The organism is Streptomyces sp. PH10-H1 (assembly GCF_030063355.1).
Classification (GTDB): domain Bacteria; phylum Actinomycetota; class Actinomycetes; order Streptomycetales; family Streptomycetaceae; genus Actinacidiphila.
Genome location: NZ_JASISZ010000013.1, coordinates 41,155 through 57,745, shown reverse-complemented (window position 1 = coordinate 57,745; position 16,591 = coordinate 41,155). Strand labels below are relative to the sequence as shown.

The following is a 16,591-nucleotide window of genomic DNA, read 5'->3' as shown; positions in this document are numbered from 1 at the left end:
CATTAGGGTGACCGTATGTCGGCGAGCCGCTATACCTATCTGGGTCCTGAAGGCACATTCACCGAGGCCGCGCTCCGCACGCTTCCCGAGGCGGCGACCCGCGAGCTGGTCCCGATGGTGTCGGTGCCGGCCGTGCTGGACGCCGTGCGCAACGGCGAGGCCGGCGGGGCGCTGGTGCCGATCGAGAACTCGGTGGAGGGCGGGGTGACCGCGACCCTCGACGAGCTGGCGACCGGCGTGCCGCTGATGATCTACCGCGAGGTGCTGCTGCCCATCGCGTTCGCGCTGCTGGTGCGGCCGGGCACCAAGCTCACGGACGTGAAGACGGTGACCGGGCATCCGGTCGCGCAGCCGCAGGTGCGCAAGTGGCTGCGGGCCCAGCTGCCGAACGCCGTGTGGGAGTCATCGGCGTCGAACGCGGACGGGGCGCGGCTGGTGCAGGAGGGCCGTTTCGACGGGGCGTTCGCGGGCGAGTTCGCGGCGCCCACGTACGGTCTGGAGCCGCTCGTCACCGAGATCCATGACGCGAGGAACGCGGCGACGCGCTTCGTCCTGGTCGGCCGCCCGGCCCGCCCGGCGGCGCCGACCGGTGCGGACAAGACGTCGGCTGTCTTCTGGCTCGGGGACGACCACCCGGGCGCGCTGCTGGAACTGCTCCAGGAGTTCGCGGTGCGCGGGGTGAACCTGGTGCGCATCGAGTCGCGGCCGACGGGTGAGGGCATCGGCCGGTACTGCTTCTCGGTTGACTGCGAGGGGCACATCACCGACCGCCGGGTCAGCGAGGCGCTGATGGGTCTGAAGCGGATCTGCCCGCAGGTGCGGTTCCTGGGCTCCTATCCGCGGGCCGACACGGTGCGGCCGCAGGTGCGCCCCGGAACGACGGACAGCGAGTTCACCGAGGCGGCGGACTGGCTGGGACGGGCGCTGGACGGGCGGGGCTGAGTCGTCCACGAAGTTATCCACAGGCCGGAAGCTCAGCCTGGGGATAACTGGGGATAAGTCGACAGACCAACCCGACCTAGTCGACAAATCGGTACACAGCCACCGAGGTCGTCCACAGTGGCGCAGGTCACCCTTCGTCAGCCCAATTCCTCTGATCAACTCTATAGGGGGAACACTTCTCACTCGAAAGTGAGTGTTAAGTGGGTTTCGACCGGGAATCCTTCGCCGAGCACGGAGCACCCGGAACGATCAACTCCGTCTTCCACAGTTCGCACACACAACCTGTGGACAAAGGAAAAGAATCCCCATCCGCCTGTGGATAACCCGGGCCCGCACCCCCTCTCAACTCCCGTTCTCCACAAGGACGATGCCCCGATGGAGGGATGCGGTGAATTCGGTTGACGGCGACCTTTTGTCCGTTATTGCATTTCGCTCCCCTTTTCATCGAAACGGACATAACGCCACTTAAAGCCCTTAACTTGTCGCGTCCGGCCCCTCAGCCCCGGTAGCCTGTAGCCGTGATTGACCTTCGCCTGCTTCGTGAGGACCCCGACCGTGTGCGCGCCTCCCAGCGCGCCCGTGGAGAGGACGTCGCGCTCGTCGACGCCCTCCTCTCCGCCGACGAGCGGCGCAGGTCGTCCAGTCATCGCTTCGATGAACTGCGCGCCGAACAGCGGCAGCTCGGCAAGCTCATCCCCAAGGCACAGGGGGACGAGAAGGCCGAACTGCTGAAGAAGACCGGCGTGCTCTCGGCCGCGGTCAAGGCGGCGGACGCCGAGCAGAACGAGGCCGCGCAGGAGGCCCAGCGCCTGCTGCTCCAGCTCGGCAACCTCGTCCACCCGGACGCGCCGATCGGCGGCGAGGAGGACTTCGTCGTCCTCGAGCAGCTCGGTGCCCCGCGCGATTTCGCCGCCGAGGGCTTCGAGCCCAAGGACCACCTGGAGCTGGGCGAGCTGCTCGGCGCCATCGACGTCGACCGCGGCGCCAAGGTCTCCGGCTCGCGCTTCTACTACCTGACGGGCGTCGGCGCGCTGCTGGAGCTGGCCCTGGTCAACGCGGCCGTCGCGCAGGCCACCGCGGCCGGCTTCATCCCGATCCTCACCCCCACCCTGGTCAAGCCGGCGGCCATGGCCGGCACCGGCTACCTCGGCCAGGTCGAGGACGACGTCTACTACCTGGAGAAGGACGACCTGTACCTGGTCGGCACCTCCGAGGTCCCGCTCGCCGCGTACCACATGGACGAGATCATCGACGCGGCCAAGCTGCCGCTGCGGTACGCGGGCTTCTCGCCCTGCTACCGCCGCGAGGCGGGCTCGTACGGCAAGGACACCCGCGGCATCATCCGGGTGCACCAGTTCGACAAGGTCGAGATGTTCGTCTACACCACGCCGGAGGACGCGGAGGCCGAGCACCAGCGGCTGCTGGACTGGGAGAAGCAGTGGCTGACCGCCCTGGAACTGCCCTTCCAGGTGATCGAACTCGCCTCGGGCGACCTGGGCTCCTCGGCGTCGCGCAAGTTCGACTGCGAGGCGTGGATTCCCACCCAGGGCAAGTACCGCGAGCTGACCTCGACCTCGAACACCACCGAGTTCCAGTCCCGCCGGCTCTCGATCCGGCTGCGCGACGAGAAGGGCACCCGCCCGCTCGCCACGCTCAACGGCACGCTGTGCGCCGTACCGCGCACCATCGTGGCGATCCTGGAGAACCACCAGCAGGCCGACGGCTCGGTCCGGGTCCCGGAGGTACTGCGTCCCTACCTGGGCGGCCGTGAGTTCCTGGAGCCGGTCAGCAAGTGAGTTCCCCCGTGTCCCTCCCGTACCACCTGATCGCCACCGATCTGGACGGCACGCTGCTGCGCAGCGACAACACCGTCTCGGAGCGCTCGCGGGCAGCGCTCGCCGCGGCCACCGCGGCAGGCGCGGCCCACCTCGTCGTCACCGGCCGTTCCGTGGCCTGGGTCCGGCACATCCTGGACGACCTGGGCTACGAGGGCCTCGCGGTCTGCAGCCAGGGGGCGCAGGTCTACCACGCGGGCGAGCACCGGCTGCTGACGTCCGTCACGCTCGACCGCCAGCTCGCCGGGCTCGCGCTGGCGAAGATCGAGGCCGAGATCGGCCCGCTCTTCCTGGCCGCGAGCCGTGACGGCCTCGACGGCGAGGTGCTGATCGGCGCGGGGTACCAGCACCACCCCGAGCTGCCGGTGATCCATATGCAGGACGACAGCGAGCTGTGGAGCGCCCCGCTCAACAAGCTCTACCTCCAGCACCCGGGCCTGGACGACGACGGTCTGGCCCGGGTCGCGCGCGAGGTCGCGGGCGATCTGGTCGGGGTGACGATGGCGGGCGAGGGCATCGTCGAGCTGCTGCCGCTGGGCCTCAGCAAGGCCACCGGCCTCGCGATCGCCGCCCGCCGGCTGGGCCTGACGGCCGCCGGCACCATCGCCTTCGGCGATATGCCGAACGATCTGCCGATGTTCGCGTGGGCCGCCCACGGCGTCGCGATGGCCAACGCGCACGATGAACTGAAGGCCGTCGCGGACGAGGTCACCACCTCGAACGACGAAGACGGCATCGCCGTCGTCCTGGAACGGCTCCTCGCGCGAGCGTAGGCCCTGCCGGCGGCCATGGACGGTAGGCGCCGGGTAGGCGCGGGCCGCCATGGTCCGGTAGGCGCGGGCCGCCCACGCGCGGCCCACGCGCGGCCCACCCGCGGCACGGCCGCCGCCGGGTCGGCGCGGCCGAGGCGCGGCGCAACCCGTTCGCGGCACGGCGCGGCCGAGGCGCGGTACGACCGCCCGGCGGCCCGGGCACAAACCGACCGGTAGTACCGTGCGTTTCCATGACGGAGTCCAGGGCCAATTCGACCGGCGCCACGGCGAATCCGGACCCGGACCCGGACCCGGATGCCCATTCGGGCCCGAGTGCGGGTCCTGATCCGGGTGCGGCTGCCGCCGAGGCGATCGGCAGTGACCTTCACCTGGAGTTGACCGGCCCCGGCGGACGCCGTGCCTCGCTGATGCGCGCGCTGCGTGAGGCGATCCGGAGCGGACGCCTCGCCCCGGGCACCCGGCTGCCGCCGTACCGCTCGCTCTCCGCCGACCTCGGCATCGCCCGCAACACCGTCGCCGAGGCGTACGCCGAACTCGTCGCCGAGGGCTGGCTGACCGCCCGCCAGGGCTCCGGCACCCGTGTCGCGCCGCGCACGGCGCCGTTGAAACCGGCTCCCGTACGGGGGCCGGACGCGGTACGCGGCGCTACGCCCGCCCCGCCGACCGCCACGCGCAGCGCGCCGCCCGCGTACAGCCTGCTGCAGGGGCGGCCCGATGCCGCGAGTTTCCCCCGTGCCGCCTGGCTCACCTCCGCCCGCCGTGCGCTGACCGCGGCGCCCAACGAGGCGTTCGGCCCCGGCGACCCGCACGGCCGCCCCGAGCTGCGCGAGGCGCTGGCGGAGTACCTGGCGCGCGCCCGCGGGGTGCGCACGGAGCCGGACAGGATCGTCATCTGCTCGGGCTTCGCCCACGCCCTGCGGCTGCTGACCCAGGTGCTGCGCGGCCCGATGGCCGTGGAGGCGTACGGTCTCGGGTTCCACCGCGGCATCCTGGCCGCCGCCCGGGTCCGTACGGTGCCGCTCAGCGTCGACGCCGACGGGGCCCGTACCGGGGAGCTGGCGGCGAGCGGGGCGAAGTCCGTACTGCTCACCCCCGCGCACCAGTTCCCGACCGGCGGCCCGCTGGGCCCGGAGCGGCGGGCGGCCGTCGTCGACTGGGCGAGGACCACGGCCGGCTTCGTCCTGGAGGACGACTACGACGGAGAGTTCCGTTACGACCGGCAGCCGGTCGGCGCGGTGCAGGGCCTCGACCCCGAACGCGTCGTCTACCTCGGCTCGGTCAGCAAGAGCCTGTCACCCGCGGTGCGGCTGGGCTGGATGGTGCTGCCCGGCCGGCTCGTGAACGAGGTCGTGGCGGTCAAGGGCGAACGGGAGGGCACGGCCGGCGCCCTGGACCAGCTGACCCTCGCGGATTTCATCGGCTCGGGCTCGTACGACCGCCATGTCCGCCGGATGCGGCAGCGCTACCGGCGTAGGCGCGACCAGCTCGTCACCGCCCTCGCCGAGCGCGCCCCGCACATCGGGGTCTCCGGTGTCGCGGCCGGGCTGCATGCCGTACTCGACCTTCCGCCCGGCACCGAGGGCGCGGCCGTGCGGGACGCGCTCCGGCAGGGTCTCGTTCTGGACGGCCTGGCCGGCTACCGGCACCCCGGCAGCGTCATGCCGCTCCAGGACGGACTGGTCGTCGGCTACGGCACCCCGCCCGACCATGCCTTCAGCGGCGCTCTGGAAGCCTTGTGCCGGGCGCTTCCGCCATCCCGTGGGGAGTCAGGTGGGGAGCCGCCGTCCGGCGGGGAGGGGTGGGCCGTCGCGGGATCGGCCGCCGAGCGGTCGGCGTCAGCGCGTAGCAGGCCAGACCGATCAGCACGGCCGTGAGATGGCCGAGGTCGGTGAAGGTGCGGCTGGTGAGGACGGGCACCGTGAAGAACGTCAGGATCCCCAGCAGATATCCCCATCGCCAGGGGCGCGGCACCATGTACGTCAGTACGCCGACGACTCCGGCCATGCCGTAGCTCACACCGACGTCGACCGTGTGGGCGAGGGAGCGCGGCAGCCGGTCGTAGTGGATGCCGAAGAGCACGGCCTTCTGGCTGACGAGCGTGGCGCCGATGTGCGCGGTGGCGACGACGACGAGCCAGCGCCAGGTGCCCATCCAGCGTTCGGCGGGCGCGTGGATCAGCTGGTAGAAGACGAAGTAGATGGCGAAGCCGGACGGGGTCGCGACCCACAGGGCGCTGGCGAGCAGCACCCGGACCGGATGCTGCCGCAACTCGATGAGGTTGGTGCTGACGTGGTGCAGCAGATACGCGCGCACATGCGGCGACACGACGGCGACGACACAGGTCGTGATCGTCAGGATCAGCAGCCATATGTGTGTGCCGGGGGATGAACGCACCCAGGAAACGCCGAAGCGCCCCACACCTCGAAGGGTGATGCGGCGGCGCTCGACTGGCGTCCGGGTGTCTTGTTCTGCGGCCATCCCCCACATCATCCGTCAGGGCCGGTGGACGCGGCCAATCGCGTTTCGGACGATCTTGATCAGAAGGCCCTCCCCCGAGGGCCCTGATCGGTCGCCGTGATCAGACGGCCTTGATGGCGGAGATGTCGAAGTGCAGCTTGACCTGCTCCCCGATGAGGACGCCACCGGTCTCCAGGGCGGCGTTGTAGTTCAGGCCCCAGTCGGTCCGGTCGATCTTGGCGGTGCCTTCGAAGCCGACGCGCTCGTTGCCGTACAGGTCCTTGGCGGCGCCGTTGTAGGCAAGGTCGAGGGTGACGGGGCGCGTGGTGCCCTTGATGGTGAGGTCGCCCGTCAGCCGGTACGAGTCCTCGCCGAGGCGCTCGGCGGAGATGGAGCGGAAGGTGATCTCCGGGAACGCGGGGGCATCGAAGAAGTCGCCGGTGCGCAGGTGATCGTCGCGCTGAGCCTGGTTGGTGTCGATGCTGGCGACCTTGATGACCAGCTCGGCGGTCGACAGGTGCGGGTCGGCGCCGTCGAGGTGCAGCGAGCCCTCGTACTCGGCGAACTGGCCACGGACCGTGGTGACCATGGCGTGCCGGACGGAGAATCCGACCTCACTGTGGGTCGGGTCGATGGTGTAGTCGCCGGTCAGGTGCGACAGGTCGGCGGAGACGGGAGCGGTCGCAACGGCGGTGCCCGCGGTGCCGGTGGTGGTGTTGGCGGTCTTGGTGCGGCTGAAGAGGCCCATGATGTGCTCCTTGCAAGTGGTTCAACGTTCAACTTAATTCACCATAACTCCATTCCATTGAACTTTCAACAAGGTCCCCCGAATGGTCCTGCGGATGGACCGGCGGTGAGTAGGTGAGTAGTAGAAGGACCACGAGTTGTAGGATGACCGGATGACACTTCACGCAGCCGACCGCAAGTCCCTGGTCGACACCGTCGTCGAGCAGCTCCGCGAGCAGCTCACCGCCGGCACCTGGCGGGTCGGGATGCGCATCCCGACCGAGCACGAGCTGGCCGACCTGCTCGGCGTGGGCCGCAACACGGTCCGCGAAGCGGTCCGGGTGCTCGCGCACGCCGGGCAGCTGGAGTCCCGGCAGGGCCAGGGCACGTACGTGATCTCCACGGCGGATCCCGCCGCCGTCCTGCTCGGCATGCGCCGGGCCGGTATCCGCGACGTCCTGGAGCTGCGGATCGCGATGGAGGCGGAGGGCGCCCGGCTGGCCGCCGTCCGGCGGACGCCCGAGGACCTGGAGCGGATGCGCGCCGCGCTCGGCAGCGTCCATCACCATGGGGCGGAACTGACCGGCGGTGCCCAGGCGGACGACGACGTCCGCTTCCACCAGTACGTGGTGGAAGCCGCGCACAATGCCGCGCTGACCGAGGTCTACCGCTACTTCAGCTCCTCGGTGCGCGAAACGCTGCTCGCCGCGGTCGGCGACAGCGACATGCCGCCGATCGACCTGGCGGCACACACCGCGCTGGTCGACGCCATCGAGGCGCGCGACCCGCAGGCCGCGGACAGCGCCGCGCGGGCACTGCTCAGCGAGCCGCTGCGCGCGGTCGAAGCGCTCCTCAACCGTTGAACGGCTCCGGAATTCACAGAAAGGTGCCTGCCTTGACCCGCCCGACCGCCACCTTCCCGCTCATCGACGCGGAGCCCGGCCACCCGCCCGAGTCGTCCCGGCTGCTCTCCCACCCCGCGCTGCTGCTGGCCGGCATCGTGCTGGCCTCGCTCAACATGCGGGGCGCGCTGGCCAGCATGGCGCCGCTGGTCGGCGACGTCAGCGCGCACTTCGGGCTGTCCTCGACGGTGAGCAGCCTGGTCACGTCGGTGCCGGTGCTCTTCCTGGGGCTGGGTTCGATGTTCGCGCCGCGGCTGTCGCGGCGGTTCGGTACCGAGCAGGTGCTGTTCGCCGCGCTGACGGCGCTGGCCGCCGGGATCGTGGTGCGGTCGCTGTCCTCGGTGGTGGCGCTGTTCGCCGGAAGTATCCTGCTGGGCACGGCGATAGCCCTGCTGAACGTCCTGATGCCCGGTCTGATCAAGCGCGACTTCCCGCACCGGGCCGCGAGCATGACCTCGCTTTACACCTGCGCGATGGTCATCGGCGCGTCGACGGCCGCCGGGGTGTCCGTACCCCTGGAGAAATCCTTCGGCGGCAGCTGGCAGGCCGCGCTGGCCTTCTGGGCCCTTCCGGCGGCCGTCGCCGCGGCGGTCTGGTTCCCCCAGGTGGTGCTGGAGCGCCGAAGCCGGTCCGCACCCGCCGCCACGGCGATCAGCACCACCGGGCACCAGGGCCGGAGTCCGGGTCTGGGCAAGGGCTTGGGCCCGGACCGGGTCCGGGACGCGGGCGTCTGGCGGTCGACGCTGGCCTGGCAGGTCACCTGCTTCATGGGTCTGCAGTCGCTGCTCGTCTACGTCGTCATCGCCTGGATGCCGACGATCCTCACCGACCACGGGATGAGCAAGAGCACGGCAGGTGTCGTCTTCGCGGTCAGCAACCTGATCCAGGTGGTGGGCGCGTTCGTCTTCCCGCTGCTGGCGGCCCGGATGCGGAATCAGGGCCCGCTGGTGGCCGTCGCGGTCGCGCTGACCGCCTCCGGATACGTCGGACTGCTGGTGAACCCGGTCGGCGGCGCCTGGGCCTGGGCCGCACTGCTCGGCGTCGGCCAGGGCGGCGCCGTCGGGCTGGCGCTCACGATGATCGTGCTCCGCAGCCGCGACGCGTACACGGCCGCGCGGCTGTCGGGCCTGGCCCAGGGCGTCGGCTATCTGCTCGCCGCCTCGGGGCCGCTGGCGGCCGGCGCGCTCTACCAGAGCAGTGGCGGCTGGACCGCCCCGATCGTGCTGATGCTGTTGCTGTGCGGCGCGCAGCTCGCCGCGGGACTGGGCGCGGCCAGGGACCGCAAGCTCTGAGACGTCCGCCCCGCAGCAAGTTCGTCCTCAATCGCCGGACGGGCTTGATGTCAAGCCCGTCCGGACGGCGTCACGGCTCCGCCGGGTCCGTCACTCCTCGCCGGCCAGCGTCAGCGAACGCAGCCGCTGCGCGGCGAACCAGGTGGCGGCGGCCGTCACCCCGACCAGCAGCACGACGGCGAGCGGGAGACCGACGTCGGACTTGATGATGTCGCCGCCCCCGATCCTCTGCGCCAGCGCCAGCGACCACTGCTGGACGCTGAGGGTGCGGGCGCCCGGGACGAGGTTGCCGATGAGGGACTCCCAGACCAGGGCGTAGACCAGACCGGCCACCACCGCGTGCCGGGTGATGACGCCCAGCAGCAGGAAGACCGCGGCGTAGGCGATCGACGCGACGGCCGCGGCGATTCCGTAGGCGACCGCGATCTGCTGGCTGTTGCCGTTCAGGATGTATCCGGCGATCAGGGTGGGGATCGCCGAGAACGCCATGGCGACGCCTACGGCGACGACGAGTTTCGTCATGATGATCGACGGCCGCTTCAGCGGCTTCGCGAGCAGATAGACGATCGACCCGTCGTCGATCTCCGGGCCGATCGCGCCCGTACCGGCGATGACGCCGATCAGCGGCACCATGGTGGCGAGCGCGAAGCCGCCCAGCAGGTGGCTGATGACGTCGTCGTCCACGCCGGCCAGGGCGCGCACGGCGACGGAGATGATGATGAGCAGCGCGGGCAGCGCGAAGAGGATGAGCGCGCGGCGCCTGCCGAGCAGCGCCCGGAAGGTGAGCCGGGCCACGGTGGGGTTGTACATCGCTGTGGGCTCCTTACGCCGTTTACGCCGTGACCAGGTAGGAGAAGACGCTCTCCAGGGACTCGTCGGACGGCGAGACCGTGTACAGCCGGATGCCGTGGTCGCGGGCGACGCGCGGCAGCAGCTCGGTGAAGCCGGCGAAGTCGATCGCCTGGATACGCAGTGCCCGCCCGTCTCCCGCCACCGCCCCTCCAGCGAAGCGCTGCGCGCTGCCCCTCCCATCCTCGGACCAGTCGAGTTCGATCGCGGCGGTGGACGCGTCCGCGATGAGCGCGGCGGCCAGCTGCCGGTCGTCGCTGGACCGTACGAGGTAGCGGTGCGGGCGGTCCGTCATCAGGCGGCGGATCTTGCGGAAGTCACCGGAGGCGGCATGCCGTCCGGCCACCACGACCTCGATATGGCTCGCGAGCTGCTCCACCTCCTCCAGGATGTGCGAGGAGAACAGCACGGTGCGGCCTTCGGCGCCCATCTGCCGGAGCAGATCCATGAGATGGAGGCGCTGGCGCGGGTCCATACCGTTGAAGGGCTCGTCGAGCAGCAGCACCGACGGGTCGTGCACGAGGGCCGAGGCCATCTTCACGCGCTGCCGCATACCCTTGGAGTACGTGTCGATCTTGCGGTCCTGCGCGTACTGCATCTCGACCGTCGCGAGCGCGCTGCGGGCGGCCGCGCCGGGGTCCGCGAGGCCGTGCAGCTCCGCGTTGGCGAGGACGAACTCCTTGCCGGTGAGGAAGTCGTACATCCCCTCGCGCTCGGGCACGATCCCGATGTGGCGGTACGCCTGCTCATTGCGCCAGATCTGCGTGCCGTCGAGGGTGACGGTGCCGGTGGAGGGGGACAGGAAGCCGGCCATCATGTTGATGAGGGTGGACTTTCCCGCGCCGTTCGGGCCGAGCAGGCCCGTCACACCGGGGCCGATCGACATGGTGACGTCATTGACCGCCACCACGTTGCCGAACCAGCGCGAGACGTTGTCGATGGTGATCGTCGTCACGAGAGTCCGACCTTCCGGTAGCGGCGCATCAGCAGGCCGAAGCAGCCCACGATCACGGCGATGAGCACGAGCAGGTACGCGATGCCCGCCATGGCGTCGGGCGGGCCGTAGTTGCCGGGCGTCGACACGGTGGCTCCGAGCCACCATGCCTGCGCGCCGTCCAGCAGGCTGATCGGGGAGAAGAGGCCGAACCAGCCCTCCGCCTCGAAGTTGCCCTGGCTGTAGGCGACGCCCTGGATCGCGCTGACCGCCCCGTAGGAGATGGCGATGACCGCGATGATCGCGGCGACACCGAAACCGCGGCGCGGTGTGATGGCGGCGATGACCATGCCGATGCCCGCGAGGAGCAGGGAGAGCAGAAGAGCGGCCACGATTCCCTTCCCGAACCCGGCGGTCTGGGACGTGAAGCCCAACTTCCCGAGCAGAGCGCCGACGTAGAGGATCACCAGCGGCACGGCGGTGAGGATGAACAGTGCCGCTGTCATCGCCGCGAACTTGGCGGTGACGTAGTCGATGCGCTCGATGGGGCGCGAGAAGTACAGCGGTGTCGTCTTGAACCGCAGGTCGCGGGAGACGGACTGCGGGGCCTGGGCCGCGACGAAGAGGCCGATGACCATCTGCAGATAGATCGTGTACTGCATGTACTGCAGCGGGAGCTTGGTCATCTTCGTGCTGATCGCGACCGCGACGATGATCAGCGCGGGGGCGCACATCGCGGCGACCAGCAGCATCGGCAGGACCTTGGACTTCGCGGACCAGCCGAGGCCGAAGGCGCCGCGCAGGCTCTGCGAGAAGAGCGAGAGACGGGCGTAGCCGCGGCCGAGGCGCGGGCCGCCGTAGTGGCGGTAGCCGATGTTGTGGATGACGTCTTCGTGCGCCATGGGGGATGGGTTCGTCGGAGACATGGGGGAGGTGGTGGGTGTCTGTGTCTCAGGCGGCATCGCGGCCCGCTCCTTCCTTGAGGTCGGTGTCCGTGTCGGTGTTGGCGTTGGCATTGGCGTCGCCTGTGGTGTCGGCGCCGTCGTCCTCGTCCTCGTCGCTGAAGATCTCCGCGATGCGGTGCCTGCGCTGCTCCATGCGCACCAGGCCGAGGCCGAGTTCGGCGACGGCGTCGCGCACGAAGTCGTACGTCTCGTCGCCGGTGATGTCGACAAGGAGCAGATGGCCGTCCACGTGGGCGGTGAGCCCTGCGGCGATCAGCGCGTCGAAGGTGGCACGCGTGCCATGGGGGTGCTGGTCGGTGTCGGTGACCTCGACCGCGAGGGAGGCCGTGGCCTGTGTGAAGTCGCTGGTGGAGGAGGAGCGAAGCAGCTTGCCGCCGTCGATGACGACGACGTGGTCGCTGATGCGTTCCAGCTCACCGAGGAGGTGCGAGGTGACCAGGACGGAGATGCCGAAGTCGGTGTGGACGCGGCGGATCAGTCCGAGCATGTCGTCGCGGCCCGCCGGGTCCAGCCCGTTGGTCGGCTCGTCGAGGAGGACCAGTTGCGGGTCGTGGACCAGGGCCTGGGCCAGTTTGACCCGCTGCTTCATGCCTGTGGAGTAGCCGCCCATGGAGCGGTACCGCTCCTCGTACAGCCCGACATGGCGCAGGGTGTCGGCGGTGCGCTCGCGGGCAGCGGCGGGCGGCAGCCCGGACATCCGCGCCATGTGGACGACGAACTCGGTCGCCGAGACATCGGGCGGCAGACAGTCGTGTTCCGGCATGTAACCGACAAGACTGCGGATCGCAGCGCCTTCAGTGGCCACGTCGAGTCCGAGCACGGCGGCACGGCCCTCGCTGGCCGGGGACAGACCCAGAAGAATCTTGATCAGGGTCGACTTGCCGGCGCCGTTGGCACCCACCAGCCCGGTCACACCGGGGGTGATGTCCACGGAGAGCCGGTCCAGGGCGGTCACCCGTGGGTACCGCTTGCTCAGGCTTTCGGTCACGATCACAGTCACGTTTTCGAAGGTAGTGGCGCAGACCACACCTGGGCGTCCCTCTGTGGGGCCTAATCGGGGTAGTCCTGCGGGCTGACCTCCCGTAGGGGATCTCGTCCGGAAGCCGCTTCATGTGTCGGGGTCGGGTGCTGGGGCGGGTGCTCGGGCGAGGAGTTTTCCACAGGCTGACGCACACCCCCTTGACCATGCCATGAAGTGGTGTCACATTCATCGATGTCAGGGTCGATGCATGCCGTGCTGGGTGCCGTACTGGGACGGGGCGGTAGTGATGAGTCATCCATCGGACGAGATGGACCGGCTGGACGGCCGAAGCGGGAATCCGGACGGGCTGGACGGGTTCCGGGAGGTGCAGCGGCTGGCGTACGCGTGCGCCGAGGCAGTCGCGGCGCAGCTCAGGCCGGGCGTGACCGAACGCGAGGCCGCCCGCATGATGCGGGAGTGGCTGCGTGAGCGGGGCGTGCGGGACTGGTTCCATCTGCCGTTCGCCTGGTTCGGGGACCGGACGGCCTTCACCGGCTTCAAAGTGCCGCTGCAGTTCTTCCCGACCCACCGGCGGCTGGAGCCGGGGATGCCCTTCATCCTCGACACCGCCCCCGTCTACAAGGGCTTTACCGCCGACATCGGGTACTCCGGCTGTCTGGGGCTCAACCCGGTCCATGACCGGCTGCTGGCGGATCTGCGCGAGCACCGTGAACTGATCCTGCGCGAGGTGCGCGAGCGCCGGTCGCTGCGGGCGATCTACGAGGACGTGGACCGGCTGATGGCGAAGCAGGGGTACGCCAACCGCCACCGGGCCTATCCGTTCGGCGTCATCGCCCACAAGGTCGACCGGGTCAAGGAGCGGCGCTGGTCACCGCAGATCGCCGGCTTCGGCACCCAGAGCCTCAAGGGGCTGGCGAAGGACGCCCTGCACGGCCACCGCGACGGCTGGTCCCCGCTGTGGAGCCCGTACCGGATGTCCGACCATCCGCCGCAGCCGGGGCTGTGGGCGGTGGAGCCCCATCTGGGCTTCCGGGGGACCGGTGCGAAGTTCGAGGAGATCCTCGTGGTCACCGGGACGGACGCGTACTGGCTGGACGACGAACTGCCGCATGTGAAGCGCTGGAAGGAAGCGGGGCTGTCCGTATGACCGAGGACGAGACCGGGGGCCGGCCCGACGACGGGGCCGGGGACGAAGTCGGAGACGGGGCCGGCACCGGGGAACCGCGCGAGCGCCGGGTACAGGCCGACGGGGTGGAGCTGTGCGTCGCCGAGTACGGGGACGCGTCGCTGCCCACCGTGGTGCTGCTGCACGGATACCCCGACAGCAAGGAAGTGTGGTCGCAGGTCGCCGTCCGGCTCGCGGGCCGCTTCCATGTCGTGCTCTATGACGTGCGCGGGCACGGCCGTTCGACGGCTCCGAAACCGCTGCGCGGCGGCTTCCGGCTGGAGAAGCTGACCGACGACTTCCTGGCCGTCGCGGACGCGGTCAGCCCGGACCGGCCGGTGCACCTCGTCGGCCATGACTGGGGTTCGGTCCAGGGCTGGGAATTCGCCACCGTGGGGCGGACCGAGGGCCGGATCGCCTCCTTCACCTCCATCTCCGGCCCCTCCCTCGACCACTTCGGCCACTGGATCAAGCAGCGCGTCTCGCGGCCGACCCCGCGGCGCGTGGGCGAGCTCCTCGGCCAGGGCGCCAAGTCCTGGTACGTGTACGCGCTCCACACCCCCGTCCTGCCGGAACTGGCCTGGCGCGGAGTGCTCGGCCGGCAGTGGCCCAAGCTGCTCGCCCGCGTCGAGAAGCTGTCCTCGGCGGACTACCCGACGGCCTCGCTCCCCGAGGACGCCGCGCACGGCGCGTGGCTCTACCGGGACAACGTCAGGGAGCGGCTGCGCGCGCCGCGCTCGGACGCCTACGCCCATGTGCCGGTGCAGCTGATCACCCCGACCGGTGACCCGTTCCTGTCGGAGAAGCTCTACGACGGGCTGGAACAGTGGGTCCCCAACCTGCGGCGCCGCACCATTCCCACCACCCACTGGGTGCCACGCACCCGTCCGGACCAGATCGCCCAGTGGATCGGTGAATTCGTGACGGTCAACGAAGAGGGCCACCCGGCCAAGGAGACCCCGGCCAAGGCCGGCCCGGCCGGCGAGCGGTTCGCCGGTCAGCTGGTGCTGGTGACCGGCGCGGGCAGCGGCATCGGGCGGGCCACCTGCTTCGCCTTCGCCGAGGCGGGGGCGCGGATCATCGCGGTGGACCGGGACGCGGAGTCGGCGGCCCGCACCGCCGAACTAGCACGGCTGATCGGCGCGCCGGACGCCTGGGCCGAAACCGTCGACGTCTCCGACGAGCAGGCCATGGAGAAGCTCGCCGAGAAGACCGCCGGCGAGTACGGCGTGCCCGATGTCGTCGTCAACAATGCCGGGATCGGCCTGGCCGGTGCCTTCCTCGACACCACCACCGAGGACTGGAAGCGGGTGCTGGACGTCAACTTGTGGGGCGTCATCCACGGCTGCCGGCTCTTCGCCCGGCAGATGGTGGAGCGCGGCCAGGGCGGCCACATCGTCAACACCGCCTCGGCCGCGGCCTATCAGCCCTCCCGCGCCCTGCCCGCGTACAGCACGTCCAAGGCCGCCGTGCTGATGCTCAGCGAATGCCTGCGCGCCGAACTGGCCCCGCACGGCATCGGGGTGACCGCCATCTGCCCCGGCATCGTCAACACCAACATCACCTCGGCCACCCGCTTCGCCGGGGTCACCGACGCGGAGCAGGAACGCCGCCGGGCCAAGTCCTCGCGGCTGTACGGGCTGCGCAACTACCCGCCGGAGAAGGTCGCTCAGGCGATCGTGCGCGCGGTGCTGCGCAACTCCGCCGTCGTACCGGTCACCCCCGAGGCGCGTGGCGCCCGGCTGCTGGCCCGGCTGTCCCCCAAGGCGCTCCGCGCTCTGGCCCGCCTCGATCCGCCCCTGTAAGCCCCGTAGGCCCCGTAGGCCCAGTAGCCCAGGAAGCCCCTGAAGGAGGTCACCACACCATGAGCTACGCGATCAAGCCGCGGCGCGTCTCGTTCGACTGGAAGGAGACTCCGCTCCACTGGATCCCCGACGAGCCGACCGCGACGCACGTCATCAATGTGCTGCACCTGCTGCTGCCCGCCGGGGAGAGATGGTTCGTCAAGGTCTTCAAGGAGGCCCTGCCCCTGGTCACCGACGAAGCGCTGCTCAAGGACGTCAAGGGGTTCATGGGCCAGGAGGCCACCCACAGCGTGCAGCACGCCTATGTCCTGGATCATCTGGCCGAGCAGAACCTCGACACGGCCCGCTACACCCGGCAGGTTGAGTGGATGTTCGATGTGCTGCTCGGGGAGAAGCCGCCGCTCGGCGTGCCGGTACCGCGGGCCGAGTGGCTCAAGTTCCGGCTGTCGCTCATCGCCGCGATCGAGCACTTCACCGCGGTGCTCGGCGACTGGATCCTGGCCGCCGGGGCACTCGACGAAGCGGGTACCGACGAGGTGATGCTGGATCTGCTGCGCTGGCACGGCGCCGAGGAGGTCGAGCACCGGGCGGTCGCCTTCGACATGTACCAGCATGTCGCCGGCGAGGGCCTGCCCCGCTATCTGCGCCGCGCGGAGGGGATGGTGCTCGCCTGGCCGGCCCTCGCCTACCTCTGGGTGACCGGAGCCCGCTTCCTGATGCGCCACGATCCCCAGCTCGCGCACGGCAGATACCGCTTCCGCGACCACCGGGCGGCGGCCGCCAAGGGGCTGCTGCCGTCCTGGGCCTCGCTGAACATGGCCATGCCCAGATACCTCCGGCGGTCGTACCATCCGTCACAGGAGGGATCGCTGCGCTGGGCCGTCGAGTACCTGGCGAGTTCCCCGGCGGCACGGATCGCCGCGGGCGCGATAGGCCGCGCGGCCGCCTCGTGAGTCCAGGGAGG

Annotated in this window: 14 protein-coding genes and 1 pseudogene; 9 read left to right on the top strand and 6 right to left on the bottom strand. The window is 70.3% G+C overall.

Annotated features, from left to right (window positions below):
• Nucleotides 1-15 precede the first annotated feature (15 nt).
• The 4 genes from pheA to pdxR all read left to right on the top strand — a co-directional run bounded on the left by pheA (nt 16) and on the right by pdxR (nt 5,424).
• Entirely contained in the window at nt 16-942 is a 927-nt protein-coding gene (gene pheA / locus QMK24_RS11155; protein ID WP_283465332.1) for a prephenate dehydratase, read from the top strand.
• A gap of 518 nt (nt 943-1,460) precedes the next feature.
• A complete protein-coding gene (gene serS / locus QMK24_RS11150; protein ID WP_283465330.1) occupies nt 1,461-2,738 on the top strand; it encodes a serine--tRNA ligase in 1,278 nt (425 codons plus the stop codon).
• Nucleotides 2,735-3,550 carry an HAD family hydrolase gene (locus QMK24_RS11145; RefSeq protein WP_283465329.1) on the top strand — a complete coding sequence of 272 codons (816 nt, stop codon included), beginning with the start codon at nt 2,735-2,737 and terminating at the stop codon, nt 3,548-3,550. The genes serS and QMK24_RS11145 overlap by 4 nt, the downstream gene beginning before the upstream one ends.
• A 407-nt stretch (nt 3,551-3,957) precedes the next feature.
• Nucleotides 3,958-5,424, top strand: coding sequence for a MocR-like pyridoxine biosynthesis transcription factor PdxR (gene pdxR, locus QMK24_RS11140; RefSeq protein ID WP_502962440.1), 1,467 nt, complete (start codon nt 3,958-3,960; stop codon nt 5,422-5,424).
• Between the two features lie 13 nt (nt 5,425-5,437).
• Here pdxR and QMK24_RS41455 read toward each other — a convergent pair.
• Together QMK24_RS41455 and QMK24_RS11135 are read right to left on the bottom strand one after the other, a co-directional pair.
• A pseudogene (locus QMK24_RS41455) lies at nt 5,438-6,028 on the bottom strand (rhomboid-like protein); the annotation flags it as partial.
• 100 nt (nt 6,029-6,128) lie between these two features.
• The gene (locus QMK24_RS11135) at nt 6,129-6,755 is read right to left on the bottom strand and encodes a YceI family protein (RefSeq protein ID WP_283465325.1); all 627 of its coding nucleotides are present in this window, start codon (nt 6,753-6,755) and stop codon (nt 6,129-6,131) included.
• Nucleotides 6,756-6,906: 151 nt separating this feature from the next.
• On the opposite strand from QMK24_RS11135, the gene QMK24_RS11130 reads away from it, so the two are divergent.
• The gene (locus tag QMK24_RS11130; RefSeq protein ID WP_283465324.1) at nt 6,907-7,596 is read left to right on the top strand and encodes a FadR/GntR family transcriptional regulator; all 690 of its coding nucleotides are present in this window, start codon (nt 6,907-6,909) and stop codon (nt 7,594-7,596) included.
• 23 nt (nt 7,597-7,619) lie between these two features.
• Nucleotides 7,620-8,927 (top strand): CynX/NimT family MFS transporter, encoded by a 1,308-nt coding sequence (locus QMK24_RS11125; protein ID WP_502962435.1) that lies wholly within the window; start codon nt 7,620-7,622, stop codon nt 8,925-8,927.
• A gap of 90 nt (nt 8,928-9,017) precedes the next feature.
• Here the strand turns inward: QMK24_RS11125 and QMK24_RS11120 are convergent, their stop codons facing one another.
• Genes QMK24_RS11120 through QMK24_RS11105 form a run of 4 tightly spaced genes read right to left on the bottom strand, consistent with a single transcriptional unit; the run spans nt 9,018 to nt 12,675 of the window.
• A complete protein-coding gene (locus QMK24_RS11120) occupies nt 9,018-9,737 on the bottom strand; it encodes an ABC transporter permease (RefSeq protein ID WP_283465323.1) in 720 nt (239 codons plus the stop codon).
• Between the two features lie 22 nt (nt 9,738-9,759).
• Entirely contained in the window at nt 9,760-10,731 is a 972-nt protein-coding gene (locus QMK24_RS11115; protein ID WP_283465322.1) for an ABC transporter ATP-binding protein, read from the bottom strand.
• The gene (locus tag QMK24_RS11110; protein WP_283465320.1) at nt 10,728-11,612 is read right to left on the bottom strand and encodes an ABC transporter permease subunit; all 885 of its coding nucleotides are present in this window, start codon (nt 11,610-11,612) and stop codon (nt 10,728-10,730) included. Before QMK24_RS11110 ends, QMK24_RS11115 begins: the two co-directional genes overlap by 4 nt.
• A gap of 49 nt (nt 11,613-11,661) precedes the next feature.
• Nucleotides 11,662-12,675, bottom strand: a complete 1,014-nt coding sequence (locus tag QMK24_RS11105; protein ID WP_283465318.1) for an ABC transporter ATP-binding protein — start codon at nt 12,673-12,675, stop codon at nt 11,662-11,664.
• Nucleotides 12,676-12,943: 268 nt separating this feature from the next.
• On the opposite strand from QMK24_RS11105, the gene QMK24_RS11100 reads away from it, so the two are divergent.
• Genes QMK24_RS11100 through QMK24_RS11090 form a run of 3 tightly spaced genes read left to right on the top strand, consistent with a single transcriptional unit; the run spans nt 12,944 to nt 16,580 of the window.
• Nucleotides 12,944-13,804, top strand: coding sequence for a M24 family metallopeptidase (locus tag QMK24_RS11100; protein ID WP_502962434.1), 861 nt, complete (start codon nt 12,944-12,946; stop codon nt 13,802-13,804).
• Nucleotides 13,801-15,627, top strand: coding sequence for an SDR family oxidoreductase (locus QMK24_RS11095; protein WP_283465317.1), 1,827 nt, complete (start codon nt 13,801-13,803; stop codon nt 15,625-15,627). Before QMK24_RS11100 ends, QMK24_RS11095 begins: the two co-directional genes overlap by 4 nt.
• Before the next feature lie 59 nt (nt 15,628-15,686).
• Nucleotides 15,687-16,580 carry a metal-dependent hydrolase gene (locus QMK24_RS11090; protein WP_283465316.1) on the top strand — a complete coding sequence of 298 codons (894 nt, stop codon included), beginning with the start codon at nt 15,687-15,689 and terminating at the stop codon, nt 16,578-16,580.
• Nucleotides 16,581-16,591 lie beyond the last annotated feature (11 nt).